General features: G+C 54.0%; 14 protein-coding genes. 4 read left to right on the plus strand and 10 right to left on the minus strand.

Annotation, left to right across the window (positions count from 1 at the left end; all coding sequences use genetic code 11):
- The first annotated feature begins 9 nt into the window (after nucleotides 1–9).
- Both dxs and GN242_RS16270 read left to right on the plus strand, forming a co-directional pair.
- Nucleotides 10–1,875 carry a 1-deoxy-D-xylulose-5-phosphate synthase gene (gene dxs, locus GN242_RS16265; protein ID WP_156287834.1) on the plus strand — a complete coding sequence of 622 codons (1,866 nt, stop codon included), beginning with the start codon at nucleotides 10–12 and terminating at the stop codon, nucleotides 1,873–1,875.
- Between the two features lie 92 nt (nucleotides 1,876–1,967).
- Complete coding sequence (locus GN242_RS16270; RefSeq protein ID WP_154752394.1) at nucleotides 1,968–2,942, plus strand: aldo/keto reductase; 975 nt, start codon at nucleotides 1,968–1,970, stop codon at nucleotides 2,940–2,942.
- Between the two features lie 44 nt (nucleotides 2,943–2,986).
- On the opposite strand, the gene pgpA is transcribed toward GN242_RS16270, so the two are convergent.
- From pgpA to nrdR, 6 genes are all read right to left on the minus strand, one after another.
- Nucleotides 2,987–3,445 carry a phosphatidylglycerophosphatase A gene (gene pgpA, locus GN242_RS16275; RefSeq protein ID WP_374189540.1) on the minus strand — a complete coding sequence of 153 codons (459 nt, stop codon included), beginning with the start codon at nucleotides 3,443–3,445 and terminating at the stop codon, nucleotides 2,987–2,989.
- Between the two features lie 25 nt (nucleotides 3,446–3,470).
- Nucleotides 3,471–4,448 (minus strand): thiamine-phosphate kinase, encoded by a 978-nt coding sequence (gene thiL / locus GN242_RS16280; RefSeq protein ID WP_154752396.1) that lies wholly within the window; start codon nucleotides 4,446–4,448, stop codon nucleotides 3,471–3,473.
- 51 nt (nucleotides 4,449–4,499) lie between these two features.
- Nucleotides 4,500–4,919 carry a transcription antitermination factor NusB gene (gene nusB / locus GN242_RS16285; protein WP_133846297.1) on the minus strand — a complete coding sequence of 140 codons (420 nt, stop codon included), beginning with the start codon at nucleotides 4,917–4,919 and terminating at the stop codon, nucleotides 4,500–4,502.
- 16 nt (nucleotides 4,920–4,935) lie between these two features.
- A complete protein-coding gene (gene ribH / locus GN242_RS16290; RefSeq protein WP_154752397.1) occupies nucleotides 4,936–5,406 on the minus strand; it encodes a 6,7-dimethyl-8-ribityllumazine synthase in 471 nt (156 codons plus the stop codon).
- 87 nt (nucleotides 5,407–5,493) lie between these two features.
- Nucleotides 5,494–6,597, minus strand: coding sequence for a bifunctional diaminohydroxyphosphoribosylaminopyrimidine deaminase/5-amino-6-(5-phosphoribosylamino)uracil reductase RibD (gene ribD, locus GN242_RS16295; protein ID WP_154752398.1), 1,104 nt, complete (start codon nucleotides 6,595–6,597; stop codon nucleotides 5,494–5,496).
- A gap of 4 nt (nucleotides 6,598–6,601) precedes the next feature.
- Nucleotides 6,602–7,051: a transcriptional regulator NrdR gene (gene nrdR, locus GN242_RS16300; RefSeq protein ID WP_154752399.1), complete on the minus strand. Its 450-nt coding sequence runs from the start codon at nucleotides 7,049–7,051 to the stop codon at nucleotides 6,602–6,604.
- A 190-nt stretch (nucleotides 7,052–7,241) separates the two neighbouring features.
- Here nrdR and GN242_RS16305 point away from each other — a divergent pair, with 190 nt between their 5' ends.
- Nucleotides 7,242–7,805 (plus strand): SadB/YajI family lipoprotein, encoded by a 564-nt coding sequence (locus GN242_RS16305; protein WP_156287835.1) that lies wholly within the window; start codon nucleotides 7,242–7,244, stop codon nucleotides 7,803–7,805.
- Nucleotides 7,806–8,231: 426 nt separating this feature from the next.
- Nucleotides 8,232–8,456 (plus strand): hypothetical protein, encoded by a 225-nt coding sequence (locus tag GN242_RS16310; protein WP_154752401.1) that lies wholly within the window; start codon nucleotides 8,232–8,234, stop codon nucleotides 8,454–8,456.
- A gap of 62 nt (nucleotides 8,457–8,518) precedes the next feature.
- Here the strand turns inward: GN242_RS16310 and secF are convergent, their stop codons facing one another.
- From secF to tgt, 4 genes are read right to left on the minus strand one after another with little or no spacing between them, the layout of a single operon-like run.
- The gene (gene secF, locus GN242_RS16315; RefSeq protein WP_156287836.1) at nucleotides 8,519–9,487 is read right to left on the minus strand and encodes a protein translocase subunit SecF; all 969 of its coding nucleotides are present in this window, start codon (nucleotides 9,485–9,487) and stop codon (nucleotides 8,519–8,521) included.
- Between the two features lie 10 nt (nucleotides 9,488–9,497).
- Nucleotides 9,498–11,345 (minus strand): protein translocase subunit SecD, encoded by a 1,848-nt coding sequence (secD, locus tag GN242_RS16320; RefSeq protein ID WP_156287837.1) that lies wholly within the window; start codon nucleotides 11,343–11,345, stop codon nucleotides 9,498–9,500.
- Nucleotides 11,346–11,371: 26 nt separating this feature from the next.
- Entirely contained in the window at nucleotides 11,372–11,701 is a 330-nt protein-coding gene (yajC, locus tag GN242_RS16325; RefSeq protein ID WP_062747803.1) for a preprotein translocase subunit YajC, read from the minus strand.
- A 17-nt stretch (nucleotides 11,702–11,718) separates the two neighbouring features.
- Nucleotides 11,719–12,849, minus strand: coding sequence for a tRNA guanosine(34) transglycosylase Tgt (gene tgt, locus GN242_RS16330; RefSeq protein ID WP_156287838.1), 1,131 nt, complete (start codon nucleotides 12,847–12,849; stop codon nucleotides 11,719–11,721).
- Nucleotides 12,850–12,859: the final 10 nt, after the last annotated feature.

The raw sequence follows: 12,859 nt of genomic DNA on the forward strand, positions 1-12,859 counted from the left end.
GAGTGTCCGATGAGTTTTGAACCTGCAAAATACCCGACGCTTGCCCTGGCAAGCACGGTGCAAGAATTACGTTTGCTACCGAAAGAGAGCCTGCCAAAACTCTGCGACGAGCTGCGCCGATATCTGCTCGACAGCGTTAGCCGCTCCAGCGGTCATTTTGCGTCTGGTCTTGGCGTGGTGGAACTCACCGTGGCGCTGCACTATGTCTATAACACGCCGTTCGATCATCTGGTGTGGGATGTGGGTCACCAGGCCTACCCGCATAAAATTCTGACCGGACGTCGTGACCGCATTGGTACCATTCGCCAGAAAAATGGCCTGCACCCGTTCCCGTGGCGTGATGAAAGTGAGTTTGACGTACTTAACGTAGGTCACTCATCCACTTCAATCAGCGCCGGGTTGGGAATGGCGGTAGCCGCTGGAAAAGAAGGTAAAGGGCGTCGTACCGCCTGTGTGATCGGTGATGGCGCAATTACCGCAGGCATGGCTTTTGAAGCGATGAACCATGCTGGCGATATTAAAGCCGACCTGCTGGTGGTGCTCAACGACAACGAAATGTCGATTTCAGAAAATGTGGGCGCGTTAAACAACCGTCTGGCGCAAATCCTCTCCGGCAAAACGTATTCGCGCCTGCGTGAAGGTGGCAAAAAAGTGCTGGGCGGTTTGCCGCCGATTAAAGAGCTGGTCAAGCGCACCGAAGAGCACCTGAAAGGTATGGTGGTGCCGGGCACACTATTTGAAGAGCTGGGCTTTAACTATATTGGCCCGGTAGACGGGCACGACGTGCTGGCGCTGGTACAGACACTGCGCAATATGCGGGCACTAAAAGGCCCGCAGTTCCTGCACGTGATGACCAAAAAAGGCAAAGGCTACGCTCCCGCAGAGAAAGATCCGATTAGCTGGCACGCAGTACCAAAATTCGATCCGGCCAGCGGTCTGCTGCCAAAAAGTGCCGAAGGGCTGCCAAGCTACTCTAAAATTTTCGGCCAGTGGCTGAGTGAAACCGCCGCTGAAGACAACAAGCTGATGGCGGTCACGCCAGCGATGCGTGAAGGGTCGGGTATGGTCAGCTTCTCACGCGACTATCCGCAGCAATATTTTGACGTGGCTATTGCCGAACAGCACGCGGTGACTTTTGCCGCCGGGCTGGCGATCGGTGGCTACAAACCGGTGGTGGCGATCTACTCAACCTTCCTGCAACGTGCTTACGATCAGCTGATTCATGATGTGGCGATTCAAAAACTGCCGGTGCTGTTTGCTATCGACCGTGGCGGTATCGTCGGTGCCGATGGCCAGACCCATCAGGGCGCATTTGATATCGCGTTCCTGCGCTGTATTCCTAATATGGTGATCATGACGCCAGCCGATGAGAACGAATGCCGTCAGATGCTGTACACCGGTTATCATCACAGCAGCGGGCCAAGCGCCGTACGTTATCCACGCGGTAACGGTACCGGGGCTGTGCTGGAGCCACTGGCTGCCTTGCCGCTGGGTAAAGGCCGTAAGCTGCGTGAAGGTACTGACCTGGCCATCCTCAACTTCGGTACTTTACTGCCGGAAGCGGCGGCGGTGGCAGAAACACTGAATGCCACGCTGGTTGATATGCGCTTCGTTAAACCGCTGGATGAGTCGTTAATCCTTGAGCTGGCAGCCAGCCATGATGCACTCATTACCCTTGAAGAGGGCGCGATTAAAGGCGGTGCCGGAAGTGGTGTTAACGAACTGCTGATGGCTAAACGCCGGATGGTGCCCGTTCTGAACATTGGCCTGCCGGATGAGTTTATTCCTCAGGGGACTCAGGATGAAGTGCGTATCGATTACCAGCTGGATGCCGCTGGTATCCGCCAGCAGATTGACGCCTGGCTGGCGCAGTAATTTATCCGCATAAAGTGATTCAAAATGCTCCTGTAACCAGGAGCTTTTTTTTGCCTGCTATCCTTACAGGAAGATAAACAGCAGGAGTCAGCATGAAAACCCTTCAGTTAGCCAATACCGACCTGACCGTTTCCCGCCTCTGCTTAGGCTGTATGACCTACGGTGAACCTGACCGGGGTAAACACGCCTGGACGCTACCCGAAGAGAGCAGCCGCCCGTTGATAAAGCAGGCGCTGGAGGCAGGTATTAATTTTTTCGACACCGCTAACAGTTACTCTGACGGCAGCAGCGAAGAGATAGTCGGCCGTGCCCTGCGCGATTTTGCCCGCCGCGATGAGGTTGTGGTGGCGACCAAAGTCTATTTCCCGATGAGCAACCTGTCCGGCGGCCTTTCACGCGCCTCTATTCTGCAATCCATTGATGACAGCCTGCAACGCCTGGGAATGGAATACGTTGACCTGTTACAGATCCACCGCTGGGATTACGATACGCCCCTGGAAGAGACGCTGGAAGCACTGCACGACGTGGTAAAAGCGGGTAAAGCACGTTATATCGGTGCCTCATCCATGCATGCCAGCCAGTTTGCCACGGCTCTGCAAACCGCCGACCGCCATGGCTGGACGCGTTTTGTCAGCATGCAGGATCAGTACAACCTGATTCAGCGTGAGGAGGAGCGTGAAATGCATCCGCTGTGCCTGAAAGAGAATATCGCCGTACTGCCGTGGAGCCCGCTTGCTCGTGGCCGTCTGACGCGTCCATGGGGAGAAACCACCGCCCGCTCCGTCTCAGATGAATACGGTCAGACGCTCTACAGTCAGAGCGAAGAAAACGACGCTGAAATAGCACAGCGTGTGGAAAATATTGCTAAAGATAAAGGAGTAAGCCGGGCACAAATTGCTCTGGCGTGGCTGTTGAGTAAACCCGCTGTCACCGCACCGATCATTGGTGCTTCGCGCGGCGAGCAGCTGGACGATTTGGTCAAAGCTGTGGATGTTGAATTAACGCAGGAAGAGATTTTTGAGCTGGAGAGTGCTTATAAACCGCACCCGGCGGTGGGATTTGAGTAACGGATAACGGTTCGCAGGGGTCGGGCATGCCTGACCCCATTTGCCTAAACCAGCCAGTAGTGCCCTGCGGCAAACAGAATCCCGGCGGAGATAACACCGGCAATAATGTCATCGACCATAATGCCCATGCCGCCGTGAACGTTGCGGTCAAACCAGCGGATCGGCCAGGGTTTCCAGATATCCAGCACACGAAACACCAGGAAGCCCGCCAGCACCCACTGCCAGCTGTGAACCGGGATCGCCATCAGGGTGATCCACATCCCGATAAACTCATCCCAGACGATGCTGCCGTGATCGTGTACGCCCATATCTTTCGCAGTGCGATGGCAAAGATAGACGCCAATACTGATGCCCACCAACAGCACCAGCGAGTAGAGATCCTGCGGCAGTAACTCAAGCAGATACCAGAAGGGGATAGCCGCAAGAGAACCAGCAGTACCCGGCATCCATGGAAACAGGCCGCTACCAAAACCGGTTGCCAGCAGATGCCACGGATTGCTCATCTTCAGGCGACTTTTCGCCACATCCTTAGCGCGAGCCAAAATGGTCAAATCCTTTCAGGTTCATCTCTACCGGCTTATCGTCCTGCAACAGCGTTAAGCCTTCCGACTGCGGAGCAATCTGCCCGACGCAGGTAAACGGCACGCCAAGATAGCCCAGCGCCACGTCCAGCGCACCACGGTTTATCTCTGGTACGGTAAAGCAGAGTTCATAATCTTCGCCTCCGCTTAATGCCCAGCGCAGCGCCTGCTGCGGCTCGAAGTGCTGCCTGAGGACGGCTGACAGCGGCAGGGCATCAAGATTAAGACGCGCACCACAGTCGCTGGCCTTGAGAATATGGCCAAGATCGGAGATCAATCCGTCAGAGAGATCGATAGCCGAACTGGCCAGATCGCGCAGCGCCTGCCCCTGAAGGATTCGCGGCATCGGCCGCAGATGGCGCTTGATCAGGGCTTCATGGACGGCGGGATCGTTAATTTTCATATGGTGCTGGAGCAGCGCCAGCCCTGCCGCGCTATCGCCCAGCGTGCCGGTAACGTAAATCCAGTCACCGACCCGTGCGCCGCTGCGCTTCAGCGCCCTGCCCTGTGGCACAAGGCCGTGGATACCCAACGTCATGCTGAGTGGCCCGCGCGTGGTATCGCCACCAATCAACTGCATATCGTAGTAGTCCAGCAGCTCAAACAGACTGTCGCTGAAATCCTTCAACCACTCTTCGTTAATTTCAGGCAGCGTCAGGGCCAGCGTCAGCCATGCGGGATCGGCACCCATGGCAGCCAGGTCGCTGAGGTTTACTGCAAGCGCTTTGTAACCGAGGTCGGCGGGATGAATATCACGCAGAAAATGCACGCCTTCTACCAGCGTGTCGGTGCTGATAGCGAGGGTCTGTTTTTCCGGTACGCCGAGTAATGCGCAGTCGTCACCGATGCCTTTTTCAACATCACGACGGGAACTGGTCACACGGTCAAAATAACGTGCGATCAGTTCAAATTCGCCACAAGCCATATTGCATTCCGGGAGTAAAAAGAAGAGGCCGTGATTAGCGGCCTCAGAGAATTATTTGCGGTTTGGACGGATGAACGGACCGGCTTTATCCAGCACGCCGTTGACGAACTTGTGGCTGTCTTCAGCGCCAAACACTTTCGCCAGTTCGATCCCTTCGTTAATCGCAACTTTGTAGGGAACGTCTGAACGCTTACTGAGCTCAAACAGAGAAATACGCAGGATAGCCTTCTCGACCTGTCCCAGCTCTTCCAGCTGGCGCGACAGGTAAGGTTGCATCAGGCCGTCGAGGTATGCACTGTTAGTTGCAACGCCGCCGACCAGCTCACGGAAGTAAGTAATATCGACGTCTTTAACGTCCTGTTCCGCCAGAAACTGGTATTCGACATCAGCGATGTCGTTTTTGGAAATTTGCCAGGAGTAAAGTGCCTGAACAGCACATTCACGGGCGCGGCGACGAGCAGCAGGTTTCACGAAATTCCCCTTAAAATCAGCCTTTGATGGCTCTTAATACGTTAATCATTTCCAGAGCGGTCAGGGCTGCTTCAGCACCTTTATTACCCGCTTTGGTTCCGGCACGTTCAATGGCCTGCTCGATGTTTTCCGTCGTCAGTACGCCAAAAGCAACCGGGATATCGCAGTTCATGGCAACACTGGCCAGGCCAGAACTGGCCTCACCTGCCACATATTCAAAATGAGCTGTACCGCCACGGATTACCGTTCCCAGAGCGACAACAGCATCATGCTTGCCGGTATTAGCCAGCGCACGTGCTGTCACTGGCAGCTCATAAGCACCCGGAACCCAGACAACGGTGATGTTTTCATCTTTGACCTGACCAATACGCTTCAGGGCATCGATGGCACCGCTCAACAGGCTGTCGTTGATAAAGTTGTTGAAACGCGCAATAACCAGAGCAACGCGCGCATCAGGGGTAGCAACAGCAGCTTCAATAACGTTCATAATCTTCCTTTCAGGGTTCTGTTTGGCCCCGCAGGGGGGCGGATTCTATCACACTCTTTACCAGTCTGCTTGTTTTTGCGCAAACCGTTATAACGGGTTCAGCGTCAGGCGCACGTCCGGCCCAACCTGACGAATATCACTAAAGGCAAAGGCAGGCGCATCGGCAAGATGCTCAAAACCCGGTAGCTGGCAAAGTCCGCGCGCGCTGTCGCCAAGCAGTTTTGGTGCAAGATAGACAATCAGCTCATCCACCACCCCGGCCTGCAACAGTGCACCGGCAAACTCTGCCCCGGCTTCCACCCAGATGCTGTTAATCTGTTTTCTTCCCAACAGCATCATCATCGCCACCAGATCCAGCCGCTCATTGTGACGAGGAACACTGAACTGAGTCACATTCTCTGGCCAGTCCTGCTCATCACAGGCGGTACGCGCCAGCCAGGTTTCCCCTGATTGTGCAATAAGTTGATGCTGTGGTGTAACGCGATTCTGGCTGTCGACAATAATTCTTACCGGCTGGCGCAGCAGATCTGCGGGGTAATCCCCCTGCGTAACGCTATCCAGTTCATGATAACGCACCGTCAGCGAAGGGTTGTCTGCCAGCACCGTGGCGCTGGTACTGAGTATGGCAGAGCTTTGCGCCCGCAGACGCTGCACATCGCGCCGCGCCTGCGGAGAGGTTATCCACTGGCTTTTGCCGTTTGCGAGCGCGGTACGACCATCCAGCGAAGCTCCGAGTTTCAGCTGCACCCAGGGGAACCCGGTGCGCATACGCTTGAGAAAACCGCGATTCAGCGCTTCAGCCTCCTGCATCATCAGACCGTGGCTGACGTCGATGCCTGCCTGCTGCAAGCGATAAAGCCCGCGCCCCGCCACTTCAGGATTCGGATCCTGCATCGCCGCCACCACCCGAGTCACCCCGGCAGCGATCAGCGCATCACAACAGGGCGGCGTGCGCCCATGATGGCTGCACGGCTCCAGCGTTACATAGGCTGTCGCCCCTTGCGCCTTGTCACCCGCCATACGCAGCGCATGCACTTCAGCATGGGGTTCACCCGCACGCAGATGATAGCCTTCACCCACAATTTCGCCATCGCGCACAATCACACAGCCGACGTTCGGATTGGGAGTGGTGGTAAAACGGCCACGGCGTGCCAGCTCCAGCGCCCGCGCCATATACACTTCATCACGCATCGCGTTAATCCTGTAAGCGGGCGATCTCTTCGCCGAATTCGCGGATATCTTCAAAGCTGCGATACACCGATGCAAAGCGGATATAGGCCACTTTATCGAGTTTTTTCAGCTCATCCATTACCAGACTACCGATCAGCTTGCTTACCACTTCACGCTCACCCGTGGCGCGTAGCTGACTTTTAATATGGCTGAGGGCGGTTTCCACCGCATCCGAGTTGACCGGGCGTTTCTCCAGCGCCTTCATCAGGCCGCTGCGCAGTTTGTCTTCGTTAAATGGCTCACGCACGTCATTACTTTTCACTACGCGTGGCATCACCAGTTCAGCCACCTCAAACGTGGTGAAACGCTCATGACACACCAGACACTGACGGCGGCGGCGCACCGAGGTGCCTTCCCCAACCAGGCGGGAGTCGATCACTTTCGTATCCACAGCAGAACAGAATGGGCAATGCATGACATGTCCTGATTATTCTTAAGAGTGGCGGCTAGTGTACCGCGAACCCGGCTGAGTGCCAAAGGCGCGTCAACAAAAGCGTCTTAATTTCACCCGGCTTAAGCCACAAATTGCCCTATTTCTTTACAGGCGATCAAGACCCGTTTGCTCTAAGATAAAGTCATTCGTTTAAATCACAAGGAAATGAACAATGACAAGCACTTATCTCAGACTATCACTGGGATCATTGTTGCTGTTGGCGGGTTGTGCCAGTACCCCCCCTCAGCCGAAACTAACTCAGTTGCATAACGAAGTGGGGAAACTCACCCAGCAGATGCGCCAGCTGACCTCTCAGGCCGCCGCTCTGGAGCAGCAGGGCAATTTGAATAGCGGATCGACCCAGGGGGCCTGGCTGCTGCCTGCGGCAAAAACTGGCGTGATCCTGAAAAGTCAGGCGGGAGAACTGAAGCTCTCACTGAGCAACGTTCAGCCTGAAGCTAATGGCACACGCGCTATCCTGCATATCCGCGCCAGCGGGAATGCGCCACTACCGGCATTTACCGCCCAGGTTGAATGGGGTGAACTGGATAGCACCACCAGCAAGCCACTCACCGTGAACAGTCAGGTTCAGCAAATCGAAGTGCCTGCCACACTGCTGGCGAAGAGCGAGGCCACCGTGTCATTACGCCTGAGCAATCTGCCACCAGAGCAACTGGGGTATGTACGAGTGCATGATGTCGTGGTAACGCCCGCTACCAGCAGTACCAGTAACTGATCCTGCCCCCGTACTTGCTGTTTAGCATTGAGAAGCCGCAATGCGCGCTCAATGCTAAACACCTTCCCCACCTGTTTCATAAAAATAGTTAAACAAAAAAGCCGCAAACTGGTTAAAAAAAACGCATAAAGCTTGCTAATAAGCCATCTTGCATTACGCTTGATTAAGTTTTAACCACTACCGACAGTATCAGACAGTTTTGACACTTTTGAGGACGCTACCATGTTTCACAGCATTAGTGTTTCCTGCACGTGTTTTTGCACCCCGCCCTTCAGCAATAACTGGCATCAAACCAAACTGTTCAGCAGTTAGCTTGTTGCAGTAATCCTCCCCATTTTAATTGATCACAGCATTATGCTGCGGCTGCCTGCTGTTGTGTTTTTTCAGCATGCTCCCGGCGACCCACTCCTTTAAGGAAAACAGACTATGGCGAAGTATATGACTCAACCAATGAGTGCCGGCGTACATCCTAAAATCACCTATTACCGTAAACAGAGTGCTCATCCGCCCCATGATGAATCAGAAAAATTTACTGCGGATGCGACAAGTGACTATGCCACGACCAACGGTGTTAACAAGGATCAGGTAGAACAAGGGACTTACAGAAGTAACCAGGGCGTGCCAGTCGGCGGCATCGTTCAGGAGATCTGAAGCTGAGGGATAAAAAAAGGGCCACAAAAATAATGTGGCCCTTTTTTACTGACTACCCGCAATTAAGGCAGAATCGAAGGCTGATCTGCGCCCTCTTTTTCCACTTTCTGTTGCTGTATATGTTCACGCTTCATACCCAGCTTCAATGCCAGCGCCGAAGCAACATAGATTGAAGAGACGGTACCGATGGAAACACCGATCAGCATGGTCAGCGAGAAGCCTTCCAGCAGAGCGCCACCGAAGATAAACAGCATCAACACCACCATCAGCGTGGTTGCTGAGGTCATGATGGTACGGCTTAACGTCTGCGTCAGCGAAACGTTAAAGATATCGTAAGGCGTACCGCGACGGATCTTGCGGAAGTTCTCACGAATACGATCCGATACCACAATACTGTCGTTCAGCGAGTAACCGATTACCGACATCAGCGAGGCGATGATGGTCAGGTCAATCTCAATATGGAACAGAGAAAGAACACCCATCGTAATCACCACGTCATGCGCCAGAGCCAATACCGCGCCCAGTGCCAGACGCCATTCGAAACGGAAGCCGACGTAAATCAGGATGGCAATCAGTGCCACCAGCAGCGCCATACCGCCCGCCTGCGCCAGATCGCTGCCCACGCTTGGGCCGACGAACTCAATACGCTTAACGGTAGCATTCTGCTCGCTGGCCTGGTTGATGATGTTCACCACCTTGTTACCCAGCTCCTGGCCCGCATTGCCTTCGTTTGGTGACATACGCACCAGAACATCACGGCTGCTGCCGAAGTTCTGTACCTGCGGGTCAACAAAGCCAGATTTCTCCAGCGCGCCGCGCAGCTGATCAATATCAGCCGGTTTTTCTAAGGTAATTTCAATCACCGTACCGCCGGTGAAATCCAGACCCCAGTTAAACCCCTTCATCCCCATAATCAGGCATGAGGCGATCAGCAGCAGACCAGAAATAGTAAAGGCCAGCTTGTCCCAGCGCATAAAGTCATGGACTTTACGGCCGTAGTTCAGTTGTTCAACGCTATAGTCCTGTGCCACAACGCACTCCTCAGATAGACAGCTTGTTGATGCGTTTGCCGCCGTACAACAGGTTTACGATGGCGCGGGTACCGACAATGGCAGTGAACATTGAAGTCGCAACACCGATAGCCGTGGTGATAGCGAAGCCTTTGATCGAACCGGTGCCGACTGCGTACAGAATAATCGCGGTAATCAGCGTGGTGATGTTGGCATCAACGATACTGGAGAACGCGCCTTTATAGCCCTCATGGATTGCCTGCTGAATGGAACGCCCATTCTTAAGCTCTTCCTTGATACGTTCGTTAATCAGTACGTTGGCATCCACCGCGACCGCCAGCGTCAGCACGATACCGGCAATACCAGGCATGGTGAGCGTAGCGCCCGGCAGCAGAGACATAATCCCGACAATCAGCACCAGGTTAGCGACCAGAGCCGTGGTGGCGATCACACCGAACTTACGGTACCAGACCACCATAAATACGATAGAGGCGATCAGACCCCACAGGCATGCTTCCAGACCCTGAGTGATGTTCTGCGCACCCATGGTTGGCCCAATGGTACGTTCTTCCACAATCTGGATTGGTGCAATCAACGCACCAGCACGCAGCAGCAGCGACAGCTGACGGGCTTCGTTCGGGTTGTTGATACCGGTAATACGGAAGCTGTTACCCAGACGAGACTGGATATTCGCGACGTTAATCACCTCTTCCTGCTTCTCAAGGATCGCACGGCCATTGGCGTCTTTCTTACCACTGTCTTTGTACTCAACAAACAGGGTTGCCATTGCTTTGCCGACGCTGTCCTTAGTGAAGTTGGACATGATGTTACCGCCAGCGCTATCCAGGGAGATATTAACCTGAGGCTGGTTGTATTCATCGGTGCTTGAGGTGGAATCGGTAATATGGTCACCGGTGAGGATCACTCGCTTGTACAGCACAACAGGCTGCCCATCGCGGGTGTTTTTCACTTCTGAGTCGCCCGGCACACGGCCGTTTGCCGCAGCGGTGGCATCCACGCTGGTATTCACCAGACGGAACTCCAGGGTTGCCGTTGCGCCGAGGATCTCTTTAGCACGAGCGGTGTCCTGAATCCCCGGCAGCTCGACCACGATACGGTCAGAACCCTGACGCTGTACCAGTGGCTCCGCTACGCCCAGCTGATTGACACGGTTGCGCAGAATATTGATGTTCTGCTGCACCGCGTATTCACGGGCTTCACGCATACGCTCATCACTCATTACCGCCGACAGGGCATTGCTGCCGCTGCTGTTGATCACCATATCGCGATGGCGGCCAGCAAGATAGCTGACGGCTTGATCGCGAGCGGCATCATCACGGAAACGAATTTCCAGGCCGTAATTGTTAGTTTTGCGAACGTTAACGTAAGGAATGCTTTTATCACGCAGGTCGCTACGCAGGTTGTCGATGTTCTGCTCCTGGAGTTTACCCAGAGCGGTATCCATATCGACTTCCATCAGGAAGTGTACGCCACCGCGCAGATCAAGACCGAGTTTCATCGGTTCTGCGGAGAGCATAGCTAACCAGGCGGGTGTCGCCGGGGCGAGGTTAAGCGCCACCACGTAATTCTCGCCAAGTGCCTTCAGAATTGCTTCACGCGCGCGCATCTGCACGTCTGTGTTAGCGAAACGCGCCAGAATAGCGCCATTCTCCAGTGCAATAGATTTGCTCTGGATATTGTCTTCTTTAAGTGCAGTCTGGATCTGAACCAGCGTTTGCTCACTGGCGGCGCTTCCGCGCGCACCAGTGATCTGAACAGCCGGATCCTCACCATACAGGTTAGGCAGTGCATACAGCAGACCGACGATTAACACGACGATCAGCATGATGTACTTCCACAAAGGATAACGGTTTAACACGGCAGTTCCCTTAGGGAAATCGAAAATTAAAGCGCCTTCATTGTACCTTTCGGCAGAACGGCAGCTACGAAGTCACGTTTGACCACAACTTCAGTGGTTTCGTTCAATGCAATAGCAACGTAGCCGGTTTCAGCGACTTTAGTCACACGGCCTACCAGGCCACCGGTGGTCAGCACTTCATCACCTTTTGAAATTGAGTCCATCAGTTTCTTGTGCTCTTTCGCACGTTTCTGCTGAGGGCGCAGGATCATAAAGTAAAAAATCAAACCAAACACAACCAGCATGATCACCAGAGAGTAAGGACTTCCCTGAGATGGAGCTGCGGCTGCCACGGCATCAGAAGTGAAAAAGCTCATTAAAATTCCCTCATTGTTTAATTATCAGACGTTAAAGGCGGAACCGCCATCCCCGTCCGTTGGTAGAATTCGGTCACGAAGAGTTCTAATTTACCCTCTTCGATAGCCTGGCGTAAACCTGCCATCAGGCGCTGATAATAACGCAGATTATGGATGGTGTTCAGACGTGCACCCAAAATTTCGTTACAGCGATCAAGATGATACAGGTAGGCGCGGCTGTAATTGCGGCAGGTATAGCAGTCGCATTCAGCATCCAGCGGAGACGTGTCATCTTTATACTTCGCATTGCGGATTTTCACCACACCGTCGGTGACGAACAGATGTCCGTTACGCGCGTTGCGGGTAGGCATCACACAGTCAAACATATCAATACCACGGCGCACGCCTTCCACCAGATCCTGCGGCTTACCGACGCCCATTAAGTAGCGCGGTTTATCCTGAGGAAGCTGCGGGCAAACATGCTCCAGAATACGGTGCATATCTTCTTTTGGCTCACCGACCGCCAGGCCGCCCACAGCGTACCCATCAAAGCCAATATCTACCAGTCCTTTAACCGAGACATCTCGTAAATCTTCGTAAACGCCCCCCTGGATAATTCCAAACAACGCGTTCTTATTACCCAGAGAATCAAAGCGATCGCGGCTACGCTGCGCCCAGCGCAGTGACATCTCCATTGAGCGCTTCGCATAATCCCAGTCGGCAGGATATGGGGTGCATTCATCAAAGATCATCACGATATCAGAGCCGAGATCGTACTGAATTTCCATCGATTTTTCAGGATCGAGGAAGATCGCATCGCCGTTGATCGGGTTACGGAAATGTACACCCTTCTCGGTGATCTTGCGGATATCGCCCAGGCTGAAGACCTGGAAGCCGCCGGAATCAGTCAGAATCGGGCCTTTCCACTGCATAAAATCATGCAGGTCGCCGTGCAGCTTCATGATCTCCTGGCCCGGACGCAACCATAAGTGGAAGGTATTGCCGAGGATGATCTGAGCACCGGTATCAATCACCTCTTCCGGGGTCATGCCTTTTACGGTGCCGTAAGTGCCCACGGGCATAAATGCCGGGGTTTCTACCACGCCACGGTCAAAGACCAGGCGGCCACGGCGCGCGCGGCCGTCAGTTGTGTCTAATTCGAACTTCACATTGCCTCCA

Source organism: Erwinia sorbitola, from assembly GCF_009738185.1.
Classification (GTDB): domain Bacteria; phylum Pseudomonadota; class Gammaproteobacteria; order Enterobacterales; family Enterobacteriaceae; genus Erwinia; species Erwinia sorbitola.